The sequence below is a fragment of the Geothrix sp. genome (assembly GCF_020622065.1).
Classification (GTDB): domain Bacteria; phylum Acidobacteriota; class Holophagae; order Holophagales; family Holophagaceae; genus Geothrix.
Genome location: NZ_JAHRYQ010000001.1, coordinates 1,303,493 through 1,325,615, shown reverse-complemented (window position 1 = coordinate 1,325,615; position 22,123 = coordinate 1,303,493). Strand labels below are relative to the sequence as shown.

The window sequence follows — 22,123 nt, the reverse complement described above, 5'->3', positions numbered from 1 at the left end:
AAAGCACTCGGCGTCAGGCCAACCCTGTGGAACGATGAATGGGTTTGGAGGAAGACCCATGCGACGCCTCATTCTCACGCTTCTGCTTCCCGCAGCCTGCATGTCCATCTACGCAGAATCCACGGGCCGGATCTCCGGCAAGGTCCTCAACAAGGAGGGCAAGCCGGTCCCCGGGGCCAAGGTGAACCTCAAGCGGATCGACCGTAACTGGAGCAAGGACCTCATTCCCGACAAGGCCGGGAACTACCTGCAGGTCGGCCTGGACCCGAAGGATTTCGACCTCACGGTCAGCGGGGAAGGCTATGTGGACTACAAGGAGCGCATCAAGATCCCCCTGGCGGATGTGCTGGTCAGGAACATCACCCTGCTCACCCCCGCCGAGGCCCGCTCGCAGGCCGTGGCCTCCGGCGCCGCCCAGGCCGCCCCCGAAGATCCCGGTGCCGCCCTCGATGCCGCCGGCCGCGACTCGTTCAACCTCGCCATCCCCTTCTACAACGATGGCAAGTACGACGAGGCCCTGCCTCATGTCGAGAAGGCCTACAAGACCCTCACTGAGGCCAAGGACAAGCTGAAGGATGAACAGGCCAAGGCCGAGCTGATGCCGGAATTGCTGAAGGTCGAGCGGGTCCTCGGCATCTGCATCGCCCAGGCCGGCGCCAAGAAGGAAGAGGCCGAGCCCTATCTCATGCGGGCCCTCGAACGGAACCCCAAGGATGAGCGCGTGATCCTGGGCCTCATCGAGACCAGCAAGGCCAAGGGCGACAAGGCGACCGAGCAGAAGTACACCGCCATGCTGGAGACCCTCCAGGGACCGAACCCCGATGTGATCTACAACAAGGGCGTGGAGGCCTTCAACGCGGGCAAGACCAAGGAGGCCAAGGCCCAGCTCCTGAAGGCCCTGGAGATCGACCCCAAGTACGCCGAGGCCCACTACCTCCTGGCCATGGTCGAGTTCGGCGAGAACAACCTGCGCGGCACCAAGCAGAACCTCGAGAAGTACCTCGAGCTCGCGCCGGCCGGCAAGAATGCTGCCACCGCCAAGGAGATGCTGAAGGATCCTTCTCTGAAGCGGATCAAGTAGACACACCGCACCCAAGCAGAGGGCCCCGGTTGGGGCCCTCTGCTTTTGCCGTCAGGAAAGGATCAGATCAATTCGAGGCTGATGGGGCAGTGGTCAGAGCCCAGCACATCGGCGTGGATGCGGGCATCCTTCACGCGATCCAGCAGGGCCCGGCTGGCCAGGAACAGGTCGATCCTCCACCCCACATTCCGTTCCCGGGCGCCGCCGCGGGCCGTCCACCAGGTGTAGAGGCCCGGCACGCCGGGGTTTCGCTCCCGCAGCACATCCGCAAGGCCCGCCCCCAGGTAGAGCTTGAAGTCCTCGCGCTCCTCGGGCGTGAAGCCGGGATTCTTGGTGTTGTCCTTGGGCCGGGCGAGGTCGATCTCCTCGGGAGCCACATTCATGTCCCCCGTGAGGATCACCTGGTCCCCGGCCTTGTGGTGCTTGGCCACGATGGCGGCAAGATCCTTCGCGAACTGGCGCTTGAAGGGCAGGCGCACCAGCCCCTGGGAGGCGTTCGGAAAGTAGCCGGCGATGAAGACGAGCTTGTCCTTCCGGGACACGACCATGCGCCCTTCGGCATCGTAGCCCTCCAGGCCGAGCCCCTTGGCGTGGCTGAACCCCAGCTCCTTTTTCGTGAGCGTGGCGGAACCCGCGTAGCCCTTCTTGCTCGTCGCCGGGAACCAGCAGATGTCGTAGGCGCTCTCCAGCTGGCGCCGCACGCCGAGATCCACTTCCTCCCACTCGCAGCGGATTTCCTGGAGGGAGAGGGCATCCGGCTCGGCCTCCTCCAGCCAATCCATGAAGCCCTTCTTCAGAACCGAGCGGAAGCCGTTGACATTCCAGCTGTAGAAGCGCACGGGGACTCTCCTTTTAGGAACGCAAGGCGGCATAGGCCTCGGGATCGAAACCGATGATCACACCCTTGGCATGAACCAGGATGGGGCGCTTGAGCAGGTTGTTGTCCTGCACCATCAGCGCGATGGCCTCGGCCTTGGCAAGCGGTCGGCCCTTCAGGCCCAACTCCTTGTACTTGGGGCTCTTGGTACCGAGCATGGGGCTGGGGTCCTCCGGCAGGAGGCGCTCCAGCTCCGCAGCTTCCAGAGGTTGCTTGAAGTAGTCGCGAATCGCCACTTCGATACCCAGCTCCGCGAGCTTGGCCCTGGCATTGCGGCAGGTGGTGCAGCTCGACTTCATCCAGAGGACAGGCTTCACAGTTCCTCCACGAAACGGTCCAGCAGCCGGTCCGTGCGCCAGCGCAGCAGCCCGAAGAAGAGGAAGCCCGCCCAACCCTTCATCCGGCCCTCGAGACGCAGGTGGGCGCCCTTGGGATCCGGCCTCAGGGTCAATGCTCCGGACTCCTCGGCCCCGGCCATGGCGCGGGTCCAGCGGAGGACGACCCCCCCGGGCGCCTCTTCCGGCGCGGCCCAGCGGCTCAAGGGCCGCAGGCTCTTGAACGACTGCGGCGGGGCAGTCCGAAGCCGCTCGACGATGTGGTCGAAGGGCGCGTCCGTGAGGAGCTCGGCCTCGAAGCTGAAGACGGGGTGCTTCACTTCACCAGGAATCCAGGCTGGGCGTCGCTGGGCGGCGCCACCAGGTAGGGCTTGCTCGCATTGTCGCTGGCGGCCAGCAGCATGCCGTGGCTTTCGATGCCCATGAGCTTGCGGGGCGCCAGATTCGCGACCACGACCACGAGGCGGTTCAGCAGGTCCGCAGGCTCGTAGGCCTTGCCGATGCCCCCCACGATGGTCCGCTGCTCCAGGCCGATGTCCACCTTCATCTTGATGAGCTTGTCGCTCTTGGGCACGCGTTCCGCCTCGAGGACCCGTCCCACGCGCAGGTCCACCTTGAAGAAGGTGTCGGCGTCCACGGTCTCGCGGATCTCCGGGACATCCAGATTGGGTTTGGTCTCGGCAGGGGCTGCCGCAGCCGTCTCGAGGTCGCTCAATTCCTTCTCCTTGTCGATGCGTTGGAACAGGGGCTTGGGATCGCCGATGGGACCGATGGCGGGGCCATCCAGGGCGAAGCCGTGGAAGGTCCGCTCGGCCACCTTCGTGTCGTGGCCGAGGCTCTCCCACAAGGTCTGGGCCAGCTCCGGCATCACCGGCGCCACGAGCAGGGCGGTGGCGCGCAGGGCCCGGTATAGGTTCGCCAGCACGGCGTCCAGCTTGGCGTCGTTGGCCGGGTCCTTGGCCAGCTTCCAGGGCTCAGCCTTCACGATGTAGCCGTCGAGGGCGCGCAGGTGCCCCCACAGGGCGTCCAGGGCGGCATGGAAGTCGTTGGCGCGGGCCTTCTCCAGGTATTCGGGGAAGACTTCCAGCAGCTGGCTGGCCATCTGCTGGTCGAGCTCGTCCATGGCCGACGGCATGGGCACCACACCGCCGCGATAGCGCTGGATCATGCTCAGCGTGCGGGAGGCCAGGTTGCCCAGGCCATTGGCCAGATCGGCGTTGAGGCGGTCCATGAAGCCCTCGAAGCTGAAGCCGCGATCATGGCCGACCTGCATGTCGCGCATGAAGTAGAAGCGGAGGGCGTCATTGCCGAAGCGCAGCAGGGTATCCGGGCGCACGACATTGCCCTTGCTCTTGGACATCTTGTCCTCGCCCATGAGCCACCAGCCGTGGGCCAGGATGGTGGTGGGCTGGAACATGCCCGCCGCCATGAGGAAAGCCGGCCAGTACACGGCGTGGAACCGCAGGATGTCCTTCCCCACGAGCTGCAGGTCCGGTGGCCAGCAGCTGGGAGGACAGCCCGTGAGGTAGTTGAGCAGCGCATCGAACCAGACATAGATGACATGCTTCTCGTCGCCGGGCACGGGGATGCCCCAGCTGATGCTGGTCCGGCTGATGGAAAGGTCCTGCAGGCCGCCTTCCACGAAGCGCTTCACCTCGTTGAAGCGGAAGTCCGGCTGCACGAACTCTGGATGCTCCTCGAAGTGCTTCAGCAGGCGGTCCTGGTAGGCGCTCAGGCGGAAGAAGTAGGTCTCCTCCTCCAGTTCCACCAGCTGGTGGGCGAGGCCCTGGGCCTGCAGCTCCTTGGCCTGGGTCTCGGTGACATAGGCCTCGTCGCTCACCGAGTAGAGGCCCTTGTAGGTGGCCTTGTAGATGTCGCCCTTGTCGAGGAGCCGCTTGAAGAGGCGCTGGACCTGGGCCCGGTGGTCCTCGTCCGTGGTGCGGATGAAGCGGAAGTGGGTCATCCCCATGGCCTTCCACAGCTCCGTGTAGTTGGCCACCACCTCGTCGGCCAGCTGCTTGGGGGTGATGCCCCGGGCGGCCGCGGCCTTCTCCACCTTCTGCCCGTGCTCGTCGGTGCCCGTGAGGAAGTACACCTCCTCGCCCCGCATGCGGTGGAACCGGGCGATCACATCCGCCAGCACCGTGGTGTAGGTATGGCCGATGTGGGGCCGGTCGTTGACATAGTAGATGGGCGTGGTGATGTAGAAGGGCTTGGACACGGGGGCTCCGAGCCTTCCAGTCTACCGGCCCCCGCCCTGCTCCGCGAGTCAGGCTCTTTGCCGCTTCCAGCAGGTGGCCAGATGGTCATCGACCAGCCCCAGCGACTGCATGTAGGCGTACATGATCGTGGGCCCCACGAAGGTGAAGCCGCGCTTCTTGAGGGCCTTGCTGAGGGCCTCGGCCTCGGGCGTCACGGCGGGGACTTCCGCCAGGGTCTTCGGCCGGTTGACCTTCGTCTTCCCCCCCACGAAGGCCCAGAGAAAGGCGTCGAAGCTGCCGAATTCCCGCTGCACAGCCAGGTAGGCCAGGGCATTCTTCCGGGCCGAGAAGACCTTCAGCCGGTTCCGCACGATGCCCGGGTCCTGGAGGACCGCCTCCAGCTCTGTGTCGGTCATGGCTGCGACCTTCGCGGGATCGAACCCGTGGAAGGCCTTCCGGTAGGCTTCGCGCTTGCGGAGCACGGTGATCCAGCTCAGGCCCGCCTGGGCCCCTTCCAGCACCAGCTTCTCGAACAACCGCCGGTCGTCATGCTGGGGGACGCCCCATTCCTCGTCGTGGTAGGCCACATAGAGCGGATCCGTCCCACACCAGCCGCAGCGAATCTTCCCGTCCATGTCCTCCCCCCTCTCTACGAAAACAGGGCGGCAGCGCCGCCCTGTTTTCGGATGAACCGACAGGAGGCTTAAGCCTCCACCACCGTCGCCTTCACGATGCGGTCATTGGCCTTGATCGCCTGCACCACCTTGATGTCGGCCTCCGAGACGCACTGGCCGAAGACCGTGTGGACGCCATCGAGATGGGCCACATTGCGGCGGTCGCCGTTCACCACGAAGAACTGGCTGCCGCCGGTGTCCTTGCCCGCATGGGCCATGGAGACGGCGCCCAGCTTGTGCTGGTGGGGGTTGCCGGCGGTCTCGCACTTGATCTTCCAGCCGGGGCCGCCGGTGCCGGGCATGCCCGAGGCGCCGGGCTTGGTGTTGGGGCAGCCGCCCTGGATGACGAAGTCGGGGATCACGCGGTGGAAAGCCAGCCCGTCGTAGAAGCCGGCTTCGATGAGCTTCACGAAGTTGGCCACGGTGCCCGGGGCCTCCTTCGGGAAGAGTTCCAGGTTGATGTCGCCCTTGTCGGTCTGGAAGAGCACACGGGTCATGGTTCACCTCTCAGGTTCAATCCTCCAGAATAGAGGCCCCACCCCCTGGAGTCAGCATGAACTTCCTGCGCGCCCTGCCCGCCCTCGTCCTCGCCCTGCCCCTGTGGGCCCAGACCCCGGGTCTGGAAGAGATCGTCCAGGGAGGCGGCGAGATCGCCCTGGACGGCCTCGTCCACCGATTCGAACCCAGCACGGTGACGACCCTTCCGGACCTGGTGCGGCTGACCGGGCGCCTCGTCCCACCGGAGCCGGACAGAGCCTTCGATTTTGAGCTCGCCCTCAAGAAGGACGGCACCCTCCAGAGGCTCCAGATCCTCCGCCAGGCGCCGGGGGGTTACCCGGATACCTGGGCGGCCACCGGGAAGACGCGGATCCGGTTCCGCGTCCTGGAGGATCGCTCCGGCGGTCGTGTCGAAATCATCTGTGCCGGCCCCCTCACGGGCGTGGTTGGCCGGCAGCCGAAGCACGCGCTCTGGAAGGGTTTGCTCTGGGTCGTCCTGCCCTGAGCCGGTGGATGGCGGTCCGCGAGACCTCCCGCCCCCTCATCGCATATCATCAAGGTCCCGGAGGCTTCATGAAGTTCCACGCCATCGTTCCCACCCTGGTCCTGCTGGGGGTCGCCTCCTTCGTGGGCTGCCGCAAGGTGCCCCTGACGCCCAGCTCGCCCATTCCCTCCGGGACGGCTGTGTTCCGCTTCACCCGCGCGGTGCGGGGCCCGGTGGAACTGAGCCTCGACGGGGCCCGCATTCCCGTCCAGCAGCTGCCCAAGGGCGCGAAGAGCCTGGTCGTGAAGGGGCTGACGCCGGGCAAGCATCGCTTCTTCCTCACCAGCCAGCGCGAGACCTTCAGCCCGGACCAGGGTGAACTGGACATGGGCGCCGACAAGGGCATCTATCAGGTCACCCTCACCCAGAAGCTGGAATCGGTGCTCTACGGCAAGCCGGACCCCCTGCCCACCGCCGAGGGGCTTCCTGGGGTCTCGGCCACCCTCGTCAAGTAGCGATGCCGCTGGTGGCCCGCACCCGCCGGGCAGACCGCATCATCGGTGGGCGGGGAACCCTGATGGATCGCTGCCTGTCCGCGGGCCTGCCCGTGGCCTCGGCCTGCTCAGGCCGCGGAGCATGCGCCAGGTGCCTGGTCACCGTGCTGCAGGGGGGCGAGCAGCTCAGCCCGATCCGCACCCACGAAGCCCGGGTGCTGAGCCGGAACCACGCCGCGCCTGATCAGCGGCTCAGCTGCCAGTGCCGGGCCCTGAACGCGGCCGAGACCCTTCTGATCACGACGGGCTACTGGTGAGACGGTCGGCCTGGCTCGGCCTTGCAGCCCTCCCCCTCTTGGCGGTGGGGGGCTTCGTCGCGTGGAAATCTTGGAAGGTCGCGCGGGAACTGGTGGATCCGCCCTTCTACCGCCCCCAGCCCCTGGCCCGGGTCGAGGCCACCTACCGCGAGCTCGCGGCAGGCGGCGACGGCGACCCGGGCGGCGTCTGGTCGGCCCAGGAGGTCGATGGCCTGCAGCTCTGGCGCCTCCGCCGCCGGGAACCCTCCCGGGGGGTGGTCCTCCTGCTTCATGGCTTCGGGGATGACCGCTGGGGCACGAGCCCCGCCCTGAAGTGGTTCCCGGGCCTCGATGCCGCCATCTTCACCTACCGGCGCCGGGATGATGCCCTGCGGGCCGGCGGGTCCGCGCCGGCCGTCACCTTCGGCGTGGCCGAATCCCGGGATGTGGTGCGCATCGTCCATCGCCTCGAGGCCATGGGAACCCCCCGGTGCAAGATCCTCCTGTTGGGTCGCAGCCTCGGAGCCTCCGTGGGCCTGCTGGCGCTGGCCGACCTGGAGGGGGAAGGCCGGGGCCCTCTGGCGGGCCTTATCTGGGAGGGCGCCCCCGCCAGCAGCCGGAGCTTCGCCGAGCGCCTCGTGAGGGGTCCGGAGGATCGCTGGTGGCACCTCCTCGCCCCACCCATCGGAGCCCTGGCCAGCGCCGGGGCCGGGCGCATGGGCGGCTACGAGCCTTCCGAGACGGACCTGCTGCGCCGGACCCAGGGCCTGCGCTTCACCACTCCGAGCCTGTGCTTCCTGGCCACCCAGGACCGTCTGGCCCCGCCGGACATCCAACGGACCCTGGCCGCGCGGTTCGCCTCAGGGCGGGTGATCGAAGTGCCGACCTGGCACCTGCATTGCGCCGAGGTGATGGGCCCCGCCTACGCGGGCGCCATCCGGCAGGCCGTCTCCGAATGGCTTCCCCTTGAACCGGAAAGGGGCCCCGAAGGGCCCCGTCCGATTCCCTGAGCCGGGATTTCCTACTCTTCTTCGTGGGCCGCCACGGTGGCGCGCAGGAGCTTCGGCGTGATGCGCTGCACGATGGGCTCGAACACCTTGTTCACGAGTTCCTCGTCGTACTGCACCTCGGCGCCGGTGCCGGCCACTTTCACGCTGGTGTCGGAAATCTTGTCCTCGTCCTTCCAGGCGCCCAGGATCTCGCCGGTCTCCACCTCGATGAGGCGGATGTCCAGGCGGCCCGTGAAGGAGGCCTTCTTGACATTCACGCTGCCCGCCACGGCCCCGGCCAGGCCATCGCCCGTGACCTTGCTCACCAGGGCGCCCACGCCCCAGCCCGTGCCGAAACCGCCCTCCTTGTATGCGAAGCGGGTGATCTTGCCCGTCATCACATACTTCACGCCCAGCAGCTTGCCGATCTTCTGGACGGTGGCGGTATCCACTTCGCCGCTCTGCTGGAAGTTCAGCTCCTCGCGGATCTCGGACAGTCGCTCGCGCTCGATGACGCGGATCTTGTTCTTGCCCTTCTCCATGATCTCCGTGGTGAAGAGGTCGCGGAGCTGGTTGGAGATGGTGCTCATCTGATTGCCCCAGCCACCGAAGCGCCAGCCGTGCCAGGCGTCGGGCGCGGCCTTGAACTCAAGGATGGCGATGCGGGGGAGCTTGGCCTTGTCTTCTTTGGAGAGCTTCTTCTGGGCGAAAGCAGGTGTCGCGACAGCGGCGACGGCCAGAAGGGCGAGGAGCAGCTTGCGGAAACGCATGGGGACTCCAGGAAAGAGGTTGAGGCGACTAATCGTCGATCAGCTTGCTGCGAAGTTCCTTGCCCAGCTTGAAATAGACCACGCGCTTGGGCGGCACCTGGATGCTCTCGCCACTGCGGGGGTTGCGCCCTTGACGGGCCCGGCGATCCCGCAGCCGGAAGCTGCCGAACCCGCGCAGTTCCACACCCTCACCTGTCTTGAGAGATTCGATGATGCTCTCCAGGAAGGTGTTCACCAGGAGGTCGGCGTCCTTCTTTCCAAGCTCCAGGCGCTCCATCAGATGTCGGGACAGGTCGGCCTTGGTGAGGGTCTCCATCGCTTCCATGGGAACTCCGGGGGTGTGTGGGCTCAGGTGGATTGAAGGCAGTCCTCAATAAATCCCCATCTGTGGCCTGCGGTCAAGAGGGACATCTCCATCCATTTGAAAAAAAGGGGGCCGAAGCCCCCTTTTCAAACGACCCGGAGGGGGTACTCAAGCCATGAGCCATTCCAGGAGGAACCGCGGGCCCTCCCCGCTGGCGCCGTGGGTACGGTAGTCCCGCTCCTTGCCCGACCAGCCGCCGGAGAGGTCCACATGGGCCCAGGAGGCCTGCCCCACGAACTCGCGCAGGAAGAGGCCGGCCGTGATGGTGCCGCCCCAGCGGATGCCCGTGATGTTCTTCAGGTCGGCCAGGGGGCTCTTGAGCAGCTCGGCGTATTCCTCGACCAGGGGGAGCTGCCAGAGGTGCTCGCCCACGGCCCCGCCCGCATCCATGAGGTGGTCCACCAGCTTCTGGTCGGTGCCCATGACGGCCGAGACCCCATCGCCCATGGCGATGAGCGCCGCGCCCGTGAGGGTGGCCAAGTCCACCACATGGTCCGCGCCCAGCTCGCCCGCGTAGTGGAGGAGGTCCGCCAACACCAGCCGGCCCTCCGCATCGGTGTTGAGCACTTCAATGGTCTTGCCGCTGCGGCTGCGGAGGACATCGCCGGGTTTGTAGCTGGTGCCGGAGGGCATGTTCTCCACCAGGCCCAACAGGCCCGTGACCTGCACCGGAACCTCCAGCTGCGCGCAGGCCACGAGGGTGGCCAGCACGATGGCCGCGCCGGTCATGTCGTCCTTCATCGTCTCCATGCCCGAGGCGTCTTTGAGGGACAGGCCGCCCGAATCGAAACAGACACCCTTGCCCACCAACACCACATGCTTCTTCGGCTTCTCCTTCGGCTTGTATTCGAGCTTCACCACCCGCGGAGGCCGGGCACTGCCCTGGCCGACCGCCAACACGGAACGGAAGCCGCCCTTTTCGAGGGCCGGCACATCCATCACTTCGCAGTGGAGCTTGTGCTGCTTGGCCAGTTTCGAAGCCGTTTCCGCGAAAACCTCAGGATAGAGATCGCCCGCAGGGGTGTTGGCCAGGTCGCGCACCCGATGGCAGGCCACCACCCCGGCCTCGATCATGGGCAGCTTGCGGCGGGCCTTGCGGGTGTCATCCCCATTGGTAAAGATCTCGATGGACGAAAACTGTTTCGCCTCCGGCTTGCCGCCCTTGAACACCACGAAATCGTAGTTGGCCAGAAGGGCGCCCTCGGCGACGGACACCTGCACGGCATCGTGGTCCAGCGTGGAGGTGGAGGGCGAGAGCACGCCGATCTTCTTCCACTTTTTCTTGAGGCAGAAACGGGCGGCCGTACCCACGGCTTTGCGGATCTTGTTGAGTGTCACCTTCTCTTCGTCGCCAAGCCCCACCAGAACCATCCAGCGGCTTTCCTTCACGCCATTGGGATGATGCAGCGGCACAACTTCAAGATAGTCCGCCTTGAAATCCTCCTCATCCATCACTTGCCGTGCGACCTTGCTGATGGCGAGAGGCAGCCGATGTCGCTCACGCCCGGAGAACACCGGAACGATCAGCGCGTCTCCCGCGAAGTCCTTGCCGGTTTGAGAACTGATATCCACTGAAGACATGGAAGTTCCTCCTGGTCCAAGAGACTAGGCCGAACCCAAAAAAAAGAAAAGGTCGTTTTCGGTCATTATTTGTCACCGTTTGGCAATTTGTTAGCGAACTCTTTTTCAACGCTAGCCAATGGAGCAAGTTCCAGATTCTGATGGGATGATGTCCCGGATGGACCTCTCCCCTAGGCATCGTCTGCCCTTCCCCCTCCCCGGCCCCTGGCCGGCCTGCACCGGGGCGCTGCTCGCCCAGGGCGCGCCCTGGCTCCAGGATGGGCGGACCGGCGAGGGGCTCCTGGGCCTCCCCGGAGGCCCCGTCCTCACCTCCCGCTGGACGGGTAGGGCCTGGGAGACCCGCCTCGGGAAGTTGATCCTCCATGGTTCCCCTTGGCAGGCCCTGGAATCCGCCCTTCCAGAGAGCCCGGGCCCCTGGGTCGGCGCCGCCACCTACGAACTCGCCTGCGATGAGGCCGGCCTGCCCCGCCAGGGACTGCCTCCCGGCACCCTGGGCCAGCATTGGACGGCGCTTCGACAGGCCCTGCACCTTCAGGAGGACCAGGTGGAACTCTGGTCCTGGGAGGAGGGACCCCCAGACCCGGACCTCTGGCGACACCGCCTGGGGACCACCGGGGAAAGGACCGCGGTGATGGCCGCCCCCATTCTGGACCTTCAGCCCCGCTGGGAAGAGGTCACCCACCGGGCCGCGGTGGAACGGATCCGGGAGCGCATCCTGGCGGGGGATTTCTATGTGGCCAACCTCTGCGTCCCCTTCGAAGGACTCTTCCCGGGCTCGCCCAAGGCGTTCGCCCAATCGGCCTTCCTCCGAGCCCGCCCCCCGTTCGGGGCCCTGCTGGACCTGGGCGGCCGCCACCTGCTCTGCCTGAGCATGGAGCGCCTCCTGACCCGCCGGGAAGACCGCCTCTGGTCGCAGCCCATCAAGGGCAGCGTCCCACTCACGGGCGAGGCCGAGGCCGACTGCCGAGCCGCCGTGGCCCTGGCCGCCGACCCCAAGGAGCGGGCCGAGCACACCATGATCGTGGACCTCGTCCGCAACGACCTGGGCCGCGTGGCCCGGACAGGCTCCGTCGCCGTGAGCCGCCCCATGGCCGTGGAGCCCTACCCCACGGTTCAGCACCTGGTGAGCACCGTCGAAGCCCAGGCCCGTCCCGGCCTGGGTCTGGCGGCCCTCCTCCGCAGCGTCCTGCCGGGCGGCAGCGTCACCGGGGCACCAAAACACGCGGTCTGCACCCACCTGGCCCAGGCCGAGGCCGCCCCTCGAGGGTTCTACTGCGGGGCCCTGGGGTGGATCGGGCCCCGCGGCGACTTGGACCTGGCCCTGCCCATCCGCACCGCCCAGATCGCCGAAGGACGCCTGACCTACTGGACCGGCGGCGGGATCACGCGCCGCAGCGAGGCCACCCGGGAGTGGGCGGAGCTCTTCCTCAAGACCCGTGCCCTCCTGGGCTGAACGGGGAATGGATCAGGCCGCGCTGGCCCGCTTCAGCAGCTCCTCGAAGCGCTCGAAGAGGTGGGCCCGGGGCCCTTTGGGCTGGCGCTTGAGGATCATGCCGGCCTGCTCGGGCGTCCGTCCGCCCTTGCTCTGATTGCACGACAGGCAGCATCCCACGAGGTTCTGCCAGGTGGTCGAGCCGCCCTGGCACAGAGGCACCACATGATCCACCGTGGTGGCCTTCCGCTGGCAGCCCTCGTACTGGCAGAGGTAGTGGTCCCGGCGCAGCACCCGCCGCTCCAAACGGCCCAGCAGCAGCTTGGAGTCGCTGCAGGCCTGGGCGTGGGGGAAGATGATCAATTCCAGGCGACCCTCCAGGTTGCCGTGCCGCTCGAAGGTGGCGGGATTCAGCACATGGGCCCGGCCGGCCACCACGGCACAGAGGGCGCGACGGCGGCTTACTTCCTGCATGGGGACATAGTTCCGGTCCACGGCGATGACCTCGCCGGCTCCGTGACGACCCCCTCCCTTCAGCATCACACCCCCGGATTGGCCCGAATCCTAAGGCATTCCTGCGATTTGGGAAGTGAATTATTCGCTCCCGCTCGGCATCGCCAGCACTGGCGCGCCCTCGGCCTGTGCGTCCGCCGGAACCTCCGGAGCCGCCTCCACCCCCGCCAACCGCTTTTCCATGAGGTCCTTCCGCTTCGAGACCTCCCCCAGCCGCTTGCTGGCGTCATCCAGCCGGTCCTGGACCGCCGCCAGGGCCGTCCCAAACCGTCCGAACTCGGCCTTCACATGGCCCAGCACCCGCCAGACCTCGCTGCTCTGCCGGCTGATGGCCAAGGTCTTGAACCCCACCTGGAGGCTGTTGAGGAAGGCCGTGAGCGTGGTGGGGCCCACGAAGGTGACTTTGCATTCCCGCTGGAGCCGACCGAACAGCCCCGGCCGCCGCAGCGCCTCCGCATAGAGCCCCTCGAAAGGCAGGAAGAGCAGCGCGAAATCCGTGCTGTAGGGCGGCGCGATGTACTTGTCGCGGATGTCCCGCGCCTGGGAGAGCAGGCGGTTCTCCAGCGCCCGGCCCGCGGCCTCCACGGCGGCCAGATCCCCGGCCTCATAGGCCTCCATGAGCCGCTGGTAGTCCTCCAGGGGGAACTTGGCATCGATGGGAAGCCAGACACTGCCCCCCTCCTCGGCTCCCGGCAGCTTCACCGCGAACTCCACCACCTCGGCGGAACGGGGCTTCACCTTCACATTCGCCGCATACTGCCCCGCAGACAGGAACTGCTCCAGCAGCGCACCCAGCTGGGCCTCGCCGAGCACACCCCGGGTCTTCACATTGGTGAGCGCCCGCTTCAACCCGCCCACATCCTGGGCCAGGGATTGCATCTCGCCCAACCCCTTCTGCACCTGCTCCAGGCGCTGGGCCACGAGGTTGAAGCTCTCGCCGAGGCGCTTCTCCAGGGCTTCGTGGAGCTGTTCGTCCACCGTGCGGCGGATCTGTTCGAGCTTGGCCTCGTTCGAGGTCTGGATGGCATCCAGCCGCTGCTGCACCTGCTGTTGGACCAGGCCGAGCTGAGCGGCCTGCTCCGCGCGGGAGGCCCTCAGCGCCTCCTGGACGGCGGCCGTGAGCTGGCGAAAGCCCTCGCCCAGCTTTTCGGCCTGGGCAGTCCGCAGCTGGCCGAGCTCCGAAAAGACGGGCTGAATCTGCGTGGCCAGGGCCTGCCGGGCCTCGCCCCGATCCCGCGAGGCCAGCTCCTCCGCGTGGCGGCGCAGAGCCTCGAATGGCGCGGCCTCCAAGGGGGGCCGGCGAAGGGCCGCCCAGACCGCCAAGGCCGCGACGGAACAGGCGAGGAGGGAGACGATCAGCGGGAGGTCCATGCCCCCATCATCGTCCGCCGTGCGCGACAGGGAGTGTCCATTCCGCCCGGCGCCCCTCACCTTCCTGGGACAGCCGCAGCTCGGCCACCCAGTCCGTGGGCCAGGGACCATCCGTGCCGGCCCACTCCACCACGAGACGGTCCGCGGCCTCCAGGATCTCATCAAGACCCAGGGACCAAGCACCTCCGGGACCGGGACGGTACAGATCCAGGTGAAAGACCCGCCCCCCCGGGTGATCGTAGCGGTGGAGCACGGCATAGGTGGGCGAGGCCACTTCATCCGGATCCCCCCCCAGGCCCCGCAGGAAACCCCGGGTCCAGGTGGTCTTGCCGGCACCCAATTCACCCCGTAGCAGCCAGGTCCCGCCCGCCGGCGTGACCCGGGCCAGGGCTTCGCCCAGGGCCTCCGTGGCCCCATCATCGGCCAGAAAGGACTCAGGCACGCAACAGCTCCGGAAGCAGCGCCGCCAGATCCCGGGGGAGCAGCCCTGCGCCCGGGAGCTGATCCCCGGTGGCGCCGTGGAACCAGGTGGCCGCGGCCGCGGCCTCGCGCATGGGCAGACCCTGGGCGCGGAAGCCGGCCACCATGCCCGCCAGCAGATCGCCGCTGCCGCCCGTCGCCATGCCCGGATGGCCCGTGGGATTGATCCACAGGTCGCCCCGGGCGCCTCCGGCGATCACGGTCTGGGCCCCCTTGAGGACCAGAACGCCGGGCTTGCCCGCCGCCACCAACCGGGCCTGAGCCAGGCGCTCGTCCATCAGGAGTGGGCGCGAGAGCCGGAAGAGCCGGGCGAATTCACCGGGATGGGGCGTGATGGCCGTGCCGGGTCGCTCCATCCAGCGTTTCCCTTCCCCTTCCTTCAGGGCCGAGGCATCCACCACCAGCGGACCGTCCCAATCCGGCACCTGGGCGATGCCCCCGGGACCCACCAGGAGCACATCGGCCTCCGGGGGAACGGTCCCGCGCCAGGGATGCACCATGGCTTCAGGGACTTGGGCAGCGATCTCGGCACGGACCTCTGGCTCCGCCAGCACCGTCACCAGGCCCACGCCCACGCGCAGGGCGCCCAGGGCCGCCAGCACCGCGGCCCCGCTCATGCCCAGGCTGCCCGCCCGGATGACCACATGCCCGAAGCTCCCCTTGTGGGCATTCCAGGCCCGGGGGGGGAGGATCGGCCGTTCCAGCAGCTGCATCGCGGCTACCGGAGCGCGGTCCAGGGGGATGGGGATCACCGAGATCCTGCCGCAATATTCCTTCGCCGGAAGCAGGCCGTGGCAGACCTTGAGGGCTCCGAAACACGCCGTCCGCGCGGCTCGCACCGCTTCCCCGGGAATTTCGGCGGCACTGGGATCCAGGCCCGAGGGCAGGTCCAGGGCCAGCACCGGGAGGCCGCTGCCGTTCAGGGCCCTCACCCAGACCGCGGCCGGGCCGTCCAGCGGGCGGGTGGTGCCCAGGCCGAAGAGGCCGTCCACCACCCAGCCGCGCCAGGTCCGCATGACTTCGCCCGGCCCGGTCGCCCCCTGGATGTCTCCCCCGAGGCCCTTCCAGAGCCGGGCCTGGTGGGCCGCATCCCCGCGCCATTCGGGCTGGGTGAAGGGAGACCACACCGTGACCTCGCGCCCCTGGAGCCTGGCCAGGCGGGCCAACGCCAAGGCGTCACCGCCGTTGTTGCCAGGTCCCGCCAGCACCTGGATCGGCTCGCCGGGCGGGATCAGCGCCAGGGCTCCCAGGGCGGCGTGCTCCTGCAGAACCAGTGACGGCATGCCCCAGCCCTCGATGGCCTGGCGCTCCGCGGCCCGCATCTCGTCGGCGGTGAGGAGGGGAATCACGCGGCACCTCCAAGGCCGTGCCCTCCGGGCTTCGGCTTCGCCAAGGTGGCAGTCCGCTCCTGCTTCATGCTCATGGCGAAAGTCTAATCCCGTTCGGCGAGATATGCCGCCAGGGCCCTCGGGAACAGCTCCATCTCCGCCGCGTACACCCGCTTCTGCAGATCCTCCGGCATCTCTCCGGCCAGGACCGGCACCCGCAGCTGGGCGAGGATGCGCCCATGGTCGTATTCCGAGTCCACCAGGTGCACCGTGGCGCCGGATTCGGCCTCCCCCGCTGCCAGCACGGCTCGGTGGACATGCATACCGTACATGCCCGGGCCGCCGTAGTTAGGCAGCAGCCCCGGGTGGATGTTCAGGATGCGGCCCGCCCAGCGGGTGGGTACGGTCAGCTTCTTCAGCCAGCCGCAGAGGCAGATGATCTCGGCCCCTGCCGCTTCGGCGGCCTGGTAGCAGGCTTCGGAAAAGGCGTCATCCGACTCGAAATCCTTCCGAGTGACGACCGCCGTGGGCAACCCCTCGGCCCCCAGGCGCGCCAGTCCCCCGGCCTTGGCCGTGGAGGCGAGCCCCAGCACGGGAAGACCCGGGACCCGGCCCTCGCGGCAGGCCCTGAGAAGATTCAGGGCATTGCCGCCCGTGCCGGAGATGAAGAAGGCCAGCCGCTTCACTGAAGCGCCGTGAGCACCGCCACATCCGCGATGTCCTGGGCGCTGCAGCCCCGGCTCAGATCATTGGCCGGCCGGGCCAGCCCCTGGAGCAGCGGGCCCAACGCCACGGCGCCGCCCAGGCGTTCCGTGATCTTGTACGAGATGTTGCCGGCATCCAGGTTGGGGAAGACCAGCACATTGGCTTTGCCCGCCACCACGGAACCCGGCGCCTTGCGCTGGCCCACGGAAGCCACCAGGGCGGCATCCGCCTGCAGTTCGCCGTCCACGGCGAGATCCGGCGCCTTCTCCTTCAGGATGGCCAGGGCGGCGCGGACCTTGTCCACGCAGGGGTGTTCAGCGGAGCCGCGGGTGGAGAAGCTCAGCAGCGCCACGCGGGGCTCCACGCCCATCACCCGGCGGGCGTTCTCCGCCGAGGCGATGGCGATGTCGGCCAGCTGCTCGGGCGTGGGATCCGGCACCACCGCGCAATCCGCGAAGATCATGGCGCCCTGCTCGCCGAAGGCGGCATCGGGGTGGATCATCATGAAGAAGCTGGAGACGGTCTTGATGCCCTTCGCGGCACCGATGGCCTGGAGGCAGGCCCGCACGGTCTCGGCGGTGGTGTTCAGGGCCCCGGCCACCATGCCGTCGCAATGGCCCGCCTGCACCAGCATGGAACCGAACCAAAGAGGGTTGTGCATCGCTTCCAGCGCCTGGGCCTCGGTGATGCCCTTGGCCTTGCGGCGCTCGTAGTAGGCCCCGGCCAACTCCGGAAGCAGCGGACTCGCCGAGGGATCCACCATCTCGGCCCCCTTCAGCGCGAGGCCCAGGGCCGCCCCCCGCTTGGCCATATCGGCCGGATCGCCGAGCAGGGTCAGGCGGCAGAGGCTCTGATCCAGCAGGAGCTGGGCCGCCTGGAGCGTCCGGTCATCCCGGCCCTCCGGCAGGACGATGTGGCGCTGCAATTCCTTGGCGCGGGCGCGGAAACGCTCCATCCAGCGGGTGTGGTTGGCGTGGGTCATGGATTCCTCCGATGGCGGGACGAGGGTTTTGGCGAAGGGGGGTCGGCGAGGAAATCGTGGGGATCCTGACCGGTGCGCTCGCGGAAGGTGTCCGCCAGGCTGGGGGCACCCGAGCTGGGTTCATCCAGGTACAAGGTCTCCACGCGGTGCATGGGAATGAAGCGGGTGCCCAGGGCCACCTGGTCGGCCTCGCCCCGGCGCACGAGGGTCAGTACTTCCTCCCAGGGCACGAGGTCCACGCCGCGCAGCGCGATGCCCGAGGCATCCAGCCCCAGGATCCGTCCCCAGATCCGCTCCCGCGGGGACTGGAGCAGCACCACCACAAGGTCGCCGGGACGGAAGGGCATGGACAGGGGCATGGGAAGGGCTCCGATTCGATTCTTACAGGGCCGGGCCTTCGACGATGAGACGGCCTTCGGTGAAGCCCTCCATCGCCCACCAGGGTCCTTCGAAGCCGTTGCCGCTGGCCTGCACGCCCCCGAAGGGCGCCGCGTCCAGGCGGAAAGTGGGCGGAAGGTTCAGCAGGACACCGCCGGCCCTCAGCGTGGAAGCGGCCCGGCGGAGGTTCCGCTGGTCGCGGCTGTAGGCGCTGGCCCTCAGGCCGAAACGGGTGGCCGCAGCACGATCCAGGCCTTCATCGAAGCTGGCCACGAGGGTGAGCACCGTGATGGGGGCGAAGACCTCGTCGCATTGGAGCGGATCCGATTCCCCCAGGCCGGCGAGGATCGCCGGGGGCAGCAGCGCGCCATCCCGGCGCCCTCGCAGGAGGACCTGGGCACCGGCGGACGCTGCCCGGTCCAGACTCTCGTCCAGCCGGCGGGCGGTGGCCTCATCGATGAGCGGGCCGACGATCGTGGCGGAATCCATGGGATCGCCCACGGGCAGGGCTTGTACGGCCGCCACGAAGGCGGGCGCAAAGGCCTCCCAGATGCCCCGGTGGACATAGATCCGCTGGGCTTTGGAGCAGCTCTGCCCTGCCCCGGCCACAGCGGCGGGGGCGAGCTGGCGGGCGACGGCCGCGGCGTCCACGCCCTCATCCACCACCACGGCGCCGTTGCCGCCGAGTTCGAGCAGCAGCCGCTTGCCGGCCAGCACCTGCTCGAGATGCCGTCCCACGCGCTCCGAGCCCGTGAAGCTCACGGCGGCGATGCGGGGGTCCTTGGCCAAGGCCTCTGCGGCGGCAGGATCGGGCCCGGTCAGCTGCAGGAGATGCACGGGGGCGGCCACCGAGATCCGTGCGGCTTCAAAGGCCTCCCAGAGCAGCCGCGAGGTCTGCGGAGCCTGGGGGCAGGGTTTCCAGATCGCGCTGCAGCCCACCGCCAGGGCCGGGCCGAGCTTGTGCACCGCCAGGTTCACGGGGAAGTTGAACGGCGTAATCGCCAGAACCGGGCCCACGGGGAAGCGCCGCAGGACCGCGCGGCAACCTTCTGCGCCCGCCATCAGATCGTAGGGAACGGCCTGCTCGCCGAAGGCGGCTGCGGCCTCCACCGTGGCCTTCAGCGTGGCCTCGGCCCGCGCCACTTCCCCCCGGGCCAGGCTGATGGGCTTGCCGGTCTCCTCGGTGATGAAGCGCGCCAGGTCCTCCCGGACCCGGCCCACCTGATCCAGCCAAGCCTCCAGCAAGCGCCGCCGCTCCAGACGGGAGGCGTCCTTCCAGGCCTCAAAGGCCCGCTCGGCGGCTCCGACCATGCCCTCCAACGCCATCGCCGCCATGGTCCACCCTTTCCCTGGAGGCTTCAGAATCGCCCCGGACGCCCTCCCAGATTACTCATTAAGTCCTTGAAGGGCGTCACATCCACCTCTCGTGCAGAATTATCAACCTGTAGATCCACTTGACGATACAAAAGGGAGGCCGCCTCCCCCAAAGGACATCCCCATGAGTCTCACGCTGCACCAGGATCTCCAGGCTTCCCGGTTGAGGCTCGAGGGCCAATTCACCTTTGAAGCCCACACCCAGTTCCGCAGCGCCACCCAGGAGGTGCTGGATGCGACCGCGACCGGGCCCATCACCCTGGATCTCTCCGGCCTCAGCTACCTGGATTCCTCCGCCCTGGGCATGCTGCTGCTGCTGCGCGAGAAGGCCGACAGCAAGGGCCTCCGGGTGGTCCTGGGGAAACCCTCCCCGGCGGTGATGGAGATCCTCAAGATCGTGCAGTTCGGGAAGCTCTTCGAGATCCAGGAAGGATGAAGGCCGCCATGGGAATGGGGTTCCCGCTCCCGGATCCGCCGCGCCAGGCCAAGGGCTCGGAATCCATGGGCCAGCCGTGAGTTCCCGCCACTTCGGCATTCAGCGCAAGATCTTCATGGCCTTCGGCCTGTTCTTCTCGATGGTCGTGGCGGGTGGAGGCTGGGCCGTCGCCCGCTACTTCACCTCCGTATCCCGGGCCCGGATCGAGCAGCACCAGCTCAATGAAGTGACCTTGCTGGCGCGGGCCATGGACGAGACCATCGCCTTCTATCAGCAGTGCCTGGAAGGAGCCGCCCGGGAGATCCCACCCAGCACCCTACTCGACCACCGATCAGCGGCGCGCTGGCTCCAGGCGCGCACGAGCCTTCGCACCACCTTCCCGAACGGGGTGTTCCTGGTCGGGCCCGATGGCCGGCTCCTGACCGAGGCGGCCGACGCCCCCCAGGATGCCCTGGCGCCTGCTCCCCTTCGGCCCTTCCTCGACGCGGTAATGGCGAATCGTCAGGCTGGGGTATCCCCTCCCTATGATGTGGCGTCAGCCGGGCGACCTGCCGTCCTGATGGCAGTTCCCCTGTGGGGGAAAGATGGGCAGGTCCTGGCCGTCCTCGCGGGGGGCATCGACCTTCTCCACGATGATTTTCTCGGGGAGATCGCCCGCAAACAGCTGCCGGACTCCGGTTACCTCCAGCTGTTCGACTCCAAGCGCCGGGTGCTGATCCATCCGGATCCGGCCCGGCTCATGAAATCCTTCGACCCACCGGAGCCTTCCGAGCTCTTCGACCGGGCGCTCCAAGGGTTTGAAGGCAGCGGTGAGAGGGTCAACGCCGCGGGCGTGCCGACCATCTCCTCGCTCAAGCGGCTCCAAGCCATGGATGGGATCCTCGTGGCCAGCCTTCCGGTCGCCGAGGCCCTTCGCCCGGTCGAGCGGCTCCGGTCCTACCTCAAGCTTGCCGTGGCACTGGTCGTCGCCATGAGCCTGTTCCTCACCTGGTTGATCTCCCACCGCCTGGCCGACAACCTCGAGGACATCACCCACCAGGTGCGGGCCCTGGGGGACCTTCCGGCGGGGAACCGGATCATCCGGATCCGGGGGAACGACGAGGTGAGCGTCCTCGCCGAGTCCTTCAACGCGATGATCGGACGCCTGGAGGCCAAGGAGCGTTCACTGACCCGGGCCAGGGCCGAAACCGACGAAGAGCTCGCCATTACCAAGCACCTGCTTCGGCGCCTGGTCGAGCCGGGTCTGCGGGCCCTGCCGCCCGGATTCCACATGGAGACGCTCCAGACCCGGCGCATCAACGGCGATGCCTGCACCTACCGCCAAGGCCTGCCCGGGGTCCACTTCGGGTTCCTCTGCGACGCGACCGGCCACGGCCTGGCAGCGGGCGTATCCACCCTCCCGGCGGTCCAGGCCTTCCTCAGCATGGCGAACCGGAACATCCCGCTGGACACGGCCTACCGCCAGATCAATGCCCGGCTGCGCGAGATGCTGCCCTCGGGCCGGTTCGTCTGCCTGATGCTGATGCGGCTGGATGTCCACAAGGGCACCCTCTCGATTCTGAACGCGGGCCTGCCGGATGCCCTCTTGTTGCCCCGTCACGGCCCGCCGCGGCGGATCGCCTCGCACAACCTGCCCGCCGGGGTGGTGGACCGGCTGGATGCCCCTGTCGTGGAGCAGATCGCCGTATCGGAGGGCGACCGCCTGTTCGCCTTCACCGACGGCCTCCAGGACATGCTCGGCGAGCGCCTCCAGTCCATCCTCGCTCCCTCCGGGAAGCTGCCCTTCCCCGCCTGCCAGAAGGCGATCCAAGAGGCGCTCGCGGCGGATGGCCTGGATCGCGAGCAGCAGGACGACGCCAGCTGGGCGCTCTGGGAGGTGCCCGCCCCGGCATCTGCCCGCCTCTCGAATGCCGCCCGTCCCGCCGGAGATTCCGCTGAACCCCTCCGCACGATCTTCGCCCTGGACTTCATCCTGAATCCCCGGGAGCAGACGATCCGCGAGTTCCTGCCCGACTGCCTCCGCCTCCTCGGCAATCAGGGCCTTCCATCCGGGCCCTCCCAGCGTCTGGCCCTGGCCCTGACCGAGGCCCTCGCCAATGCGGTGGATCACGGCCTGCTTCGCCTGGATCCCCGGCTGAAGGAGGGGGGGATCGAGGCCTACGAGGCCGCCCGGCACGCCGGTCTGGAAGCCCTGACGGAGGGGACGGTCTCGCTCCGGATCAGCCTCCGGGCAGGTTCCCACTCCGGGATCCGCGAAATCGCCGTCGAAGTTGAGGATTCGGGGCCGGGATTCAATTGGCGGGCCTGGCAGGAACAGGCTGGCCAGGCCGAGCCTCCGATGGCCGGCCGGGGTCTTCTCACCCTTCGCGCCCTTTCCCGGGACCTGGGGTTCAACGCGGCGGGCAATGCCCTCCGTTTCACCTTGTCTTGCGGCTAGGGGACCGCCTGACCACCCCGCTCGCGCCGAGTTGCCGCCACGC

25 protein-coding genes are annotated in these 22,123 nt (G+C 67.9%); 8 read left to right on the top strand and 17 right to left on the bottom strand.

Annotated features, from left to right (window positions below):
* Positions 1–58 precede the first annotated feature (58 nt).
* Positions 59–1,081, top strand: a complete 1,023-nt coding sequence (locus tag QZ647_RS06250) for a carboxypeptidase regulatory-like domain-containing protein (RefSeq protein WP_291271336.1) — start codon at positions 59–61, stop codon at positions 1,079–1,081.
* A gap of 62 nt (positions 1,082–1,143) precedes the next feature.
* On the opposite strand, the gene QZ647_RS06245 is transcribed toward QZ647_RS06250, so the two are convergent.
* From QZ647_RS06245 to QZ647_RS06220, 6 genes are all read right to left on the bottom strand, one after another.
* Positions 1,144–1,920: an exodeoxyribonuclease III gene (locus QZ647_RS06245; RefSeq protein WP_291271335.1), complete on the bottom strand. Its 777-nt coding sequence runs from the start codon at positions 1,918–1,920 to the stop codon at positions 1,144–1,146.
* Between the two features lie 13 nt (positions 1,921–1,933).
* On the bottom strand, positions 1,934–2,275 hold the full coding sequence (locus tag QZ647_RS06240) for an ArsC/Spx/MgsR family protein (RefSeq protein ID WP_291271334.1): 342 nt from the start codon (positions 2,273–2,275) through the stop codon (positions 1,934–1,936).
* Positions 2,272–2,613, bottom strand: a complete 342-nt coding sequence (locus QZ647_RS06235; RefSeq protein WP_291271333.1) for a hypothetical protein — start codon at positions 2,611–2,613, stop codon at positions 2,272–2,274. The genes QZ647_RS06240 and QZ647_RS06235 overlap by 4 nt, the downstream gene beginning before the upstream one ends.
* Positions 2,610–4,514 carry a methionine--tRNA ligase gene (gene metG, locus QZ647_RS06230; RefSeq protein ID WP_291271332.1) on the bottom strand — a complete coding sequence of 635 codons (1,905 nt, stop codon included), beginning with the start codon at positions 4,512–4,514 and terminating at the stop codon, positions 2,610–2,612. The genes QZ647_RS06235 and metG overlap by 4 nt, the downstream gene beginning before the upstream one ends.
* Before the next feature lie 48 nt (positions 4,515–4,562).
* Entirely contained in the window at positions 4,563–5,129 is a 567-nt protein-coding gene (locus QZ647_RS06225) for a DNA-3-methyladenine glycosylase I (protein ID WP_291271331.1), read from the bottom strand.
* Positions 5,130–5,197: 68 nt separating this feature from the next.
* Complete coding sequence (locus QZ647_RS06220; RefSeq protein WP_291271330.1) at positions 5,198–5,665, bottom strand: peptidylprolyl isomerase; 468 nt, start codon at positions 5,663–5,665, stop codon at positions 5,198–5,200.
* 56 nt (positions 5,666–5,721) lie between these two features.
* Between QZ647_RS06220 and QZ647_RS06215 the strand changes: the two genes are divergently transcribed.
* From QZ647_RS06215 to QZ647_RS06200, 4 genes are all read left to right on the top strand, one after another.
* On the top strand, positions 5,722–6,171 hold the full coding sequence (locus QZ647_RS06215) for a hypothetical protein (RefSeq protein ID WP_291271329.1): 450 nt from the start codon (positions 5,722–5,724) through the stop codon (positions 6,169–6,171).
* Between the two features lie 68 nt (positions 6,172–6,239).
* Positions 6,240–6,665, top strand: a complete 426-nt coding sequence (locus tag QZ647_RS06210; RefSeq protein WP_291271328.1) for a hypothetical protein — start codon at positions 6,240–6,242, stop codon at positions 6,663–6,665.
* A 2-nt stretch (positions 6,666–6,667) separates the two neighbouring features.
* Complete coding sequence (locus QZ647_RS06205; protein ID WP_291271327.1) at positions 6,668–6,961, top strand: 2Fe-2S iron-sulfur cluster-binding protein; 294 nt, start codon at positions 6,668–6,670, stop codon at positions 6,959–6,961.
* Entirely contained in the window at positions 6,958–7,950 is a 993-nt protein-coding gene (locus QZ647_RS06200) for a hypothetical protein (RefSeq protein WP_291271326.1), read from the top strand. The genes QZ647_RS06205 and QZ647_RS06200 overlap by 4 nt, the downstream gene beginning before the upstream one ends.
* 11 nt (positions 7,951–7,961) lie before the next feature.
* Here the strand turns inward: QZ647_RS06200 and QZ647_RS06195 are convergent, their stop codons facing one another.
* From QZ647_RS06195 to QZ647_RS06185, 3 genes are all read right to left on the bottom strand, one after another.
* Entirely contained in the window at positions 7,962–8,699 is a 738-nt protein-coding gene (locus QZ647_RS06195) for a CsgG/HfaB family protein (RefSeq protein ID WP_291271325.1), read from the bottom strand.
* 28 nt (positions 8,700–8,727) lie between these two features.
* Positions 8,728–9,024, bottom strand: a complete 297-nt coding sequence (locus tag QZ647_RS06190; RefSeq protein WP_341849994.1) for an HU family DNA-binding protein — start codon at positions 9,022–9,024, stop codon at positions 8,728–8,730.
* A gap of 147 nt (positions 9,025–9,171) precedes the next feature.
* Positions 9,172–10,644, bottom strand: a complete 1,473-nt coding sequence (locus QZ647_RS06185; protein WP_291271324.1) for a leucyl aminopeptidase — start codon at positions 10,642–10,644, stop codon at positions 9,172–9,174.
* A gap of 148 nt (positions 10,645–10,792) precedes the next feature.
* On the opposite strand from QZ647_RS06185, the gene QZ647_RS06180 reads away from it, so the two are divergent.
* The gene (locus tag QZ647_RS06180; RefSeq protein WP_291271323.1) at positions 10,793–12,097 is read left to right on the top strand and encodes an anthranilate synthase component I family protein; all 1,305 of its coding nucleotides are present in this window, start codon (positions 10,793–10,795) and stop codon (positions 12,095–12,097) included.
* A gap of 12 nt (positions 12,098–12,109) precedes the next feature.
* Here QZ647_RS06180 and QZ647_RS06175 read toward each other — a convergent pair whose 3' ends face one another.
* From QZ647_RS06175 to QZ647_RS06140, 8 genes are all read right to left on the bottom strand, one after another.
* Positions 12,110–12,616, bottom strand: a complete 507-nt coding sequence (locus QZ647_RS06175) for an HNH endonuclease (RefSeq protein ID WP_286353213.1) — start codon at positions 12,614–12,616, stop codon at positions 12,110–12,112.
* A gap of 54 nt (positions 12,617–12,670) precedes the next feature.
* Positions 12,671–13,960 carry a DNA recombination protein RmuC gene (rmuC, locus tag QZ647_RS06170; protein WP_291271322.1) on the bottom strand — a complete coding sequence of 430 codons (1,290 nt, stop codon included), beginning with the start codon at positions 13,958–13,960 and terminating at the stop codon, positions 12,671–12,673.
* Positions 13,961–13,967: 7 nt separating this feature from the next.
* Complete coding sequence (gene tsaE / locus QZ647_RS06165) at positions 13,968–14,402, bottom strand: tRNA (adenosine(37)-N6)-threonylcarbamoyltransferase complex ATPase subunit type 1 TsaE (RefSeq protein ID WP_291271321.1); 435 nt, start codon at positions 14,400–14,402, stop codon at positions 13,968–13,970.
* Positions 14,395–15,789: an NAD(P)H-hydrate dehydratase gene (locus tag QZ647_RS06160; RefSeq protein WP_291271320.1), complete on the bottom strand. Its 1,395-nt coding sequence runs from the start codon at positions 15,787–15,789 to the stop codon at positions 14,395–14,397. Before QZ647_RS06160 ends, tsaE begins: the two co-directional genes overlap by 8 nt.
* An 83-nt stretch (positions 15,790–15,872) precedes the next feature.
* Complete coding sequence (locus tag QZ647_RS06155) at positions 15,873–16,454, bottom strand: phosphoribosylglycinamide formyltransferase (RefSeq protein WP_291271319.1); 582 nt, start codon at positions 16,452–16,454, stop codon at positions 15,873–15,875.
* Positions 16,451–17,455 carry a phosphate acetyltransferase gene (pta, locus tag QZ647_RS06150; RefSeq protein WP_291271318.1) on the bottom strand — a complete coding sequence of 335 codons (1,005 nt, stop codon included), beginning with the start codon at positions 17,453–17,455 and terminating at the stop codon, positions 16,451–16,453. Before pta ends, QZ647_RS06155 begins: the two co-directional genes overlap by 4 nt.
* Positions 17,452–17,814, bottom strand: a complete 363-nt coding sequence (locus tag QZ647_RS06145) for a hypothetical protein (protein WP_291271317.1) — start codon at positions 17,812–17,814, stop codon at positions 17,452–17,454. Before QZ647_RS06145 ends, pta begins: the two co-directional genes overlap by 4 nt.
* A gap of 22 nt (positions 17,815–17,836) precedes the next feature.
* Positions 17,837–19,144, bottom strand: a complete 1,308-nt coding sequence (locus QZ647_RS06140; RefSeq protein WP_291271316.1) for an aldehyde dehydrogenase family protein — start codon at positions 19,142–19,144, stop codon at positions 17,837–17,839.
* A 187-nt stretch (positions 19,145–19,331) separates the two neighbouring features.
* On the opposite strand from QZ647_RS06140, the gene QZ647_RS06135 reads away from it, so the two are divergent.
* Entirely contained in the window at positions 19,332–19,643 is a 312-nt protein-coding gene (locus QZ647_RS06135; protein WP_291271315.1) for an STAS domain-containing protein, read from the top strand.
* A gap of 76 nt (positions 19,644–19,719) precedes the next feature.
* Positions 19,720–22,080 (top strand): SpoIIE family protein phosphatase, encoded by a 2,361-nt coding sequence (locus tag QZ647_RS06130; RefSeq protein WP_291271314.1) that lies wholly within the window; start codon positions 19,720–19,722, stop codon positions 22,078–22,080.
* Positions 22,081–22,123 lie beyond the last annotated feature (43 nt).

Excerpts from the sequence above, each read along its gene's own strand:
- QZ647_RS06250 (WP_291271336.1), top strand. The coding sequence starts at position 59 with ATGCGACGCCTCATTCTCACGCTTCTGCTTCCCGCAGCCTGCATGTCC.
- QZ647_RS06225 (WP_291271331.1), bottom strand. The coding sequence starts at position 5,129 with ATGGACGGGAAGATTCGCTGCGGCTGGTGTGGGACGGATCCGCTCTAT.
- QZ647_RS06220 (WP_291271330.1), bottom strand. The coding sequence starts at position 5,665 with ATGACCCGTGTGCTCTTCCAGACCGACAAGGGCGACATCAACCTGGAA.
- QZ647_RS06215 (WP_291271329.1), top strand. The coding sequence starts at position 5,722 with ATGAACTTCCTGCGCGCCCTGCCCGCCCTCGTCCTCGCCCTGCCCCTG.
- QZ647_RS06210 (WP_291271328.1), top strand. The coding sequence starts at position 6,240 with ATGAAGTTCCACGCCATCGTTCCCACCCTGGTCCTGCTGGGGGTCGCC.
- QZ647_RS06205 (WP_291271327.1), top strand. The coding sequence starts at position 6,668 with ATGCCGCTGGTGGCCCGCACCCGCCGGGCAGACCGCATCATCGGTGGG.
- QZ647_RS06195 (WP_291271325.1), bottom strand. The coding sequence starts at position 8,699 with ATGCGTTTCCGCAAGCTGCTCCTCGCCCTTCTGGCCGTCGCCGCTGTC.
- QZ647_RS06190 (WP_341849994.1), bottom strand. The coding sequence starts at position 9,024 with ATGGAAGCGATGGAGACCCTCACCAAGGCCGACCTGTCCCGACATCTG.
- QZ647_RS06185 (WP_291271324.1), bottom strand. The coding sequence starts at position 10,644 with ATGTCTTCAGTGGATATCAGTTCTCAAACCGGCAAGGACTTCGCGGGA.
- QZ647_RS06180 (WP_291271323.1), top strand. The coding sequence starts at position 10,793 with ATGTCCCGGATGGACCTCTCCCCTAGGCATCGTCTGCCCTTCCCCCTC.
- QZ647_RS06175 (WP_286353213.1), bottom strand. The coding sequence starts at position 12,616 with ATGCTGAAGGGAGGGGGTCGTCACGGAGCCGGCGAGGTCATCGCCGTG.
- rmuC (WP_291271322.1), bottom strand. The coding sequence starts at position 13,960 with ATGGACCTCCCGCTGATCGTCTCCCTCCTCGCCTGTTCCGTCGCGGCC.
- pta (WP_291271318.1), bottom strand. The coding sequence starts at position 17,455 with ATGACCCACGCCAACCACACCCGCTGGATGGAGCGTTTCCGCGCCCGC.
- QZ647_RS06145 (WP_291271317.1), bottom strand. The coding sequence starts at position 17,814 with ATGCCCCTGTCCATGCCCTTCCGTCCCGGCGACCTTGTGGTGGTGCTG.
- QZ647_RS06140 (WP_291271316.1), bottom strand. The coding sequence starts at position 19,144 with ATGGTCGGAGCCGCCGAGCGGGCCTTTGAGGCCTGGAAGGACGCCTCC.
- QZ647_RS06135 (WP_291271315.1), top strand. The coding sequence starts at position 19,332 with ATGAGTCTCACGCTGCACCAGGATCTCCAGGCTTCCCGGTTGAGGCTC.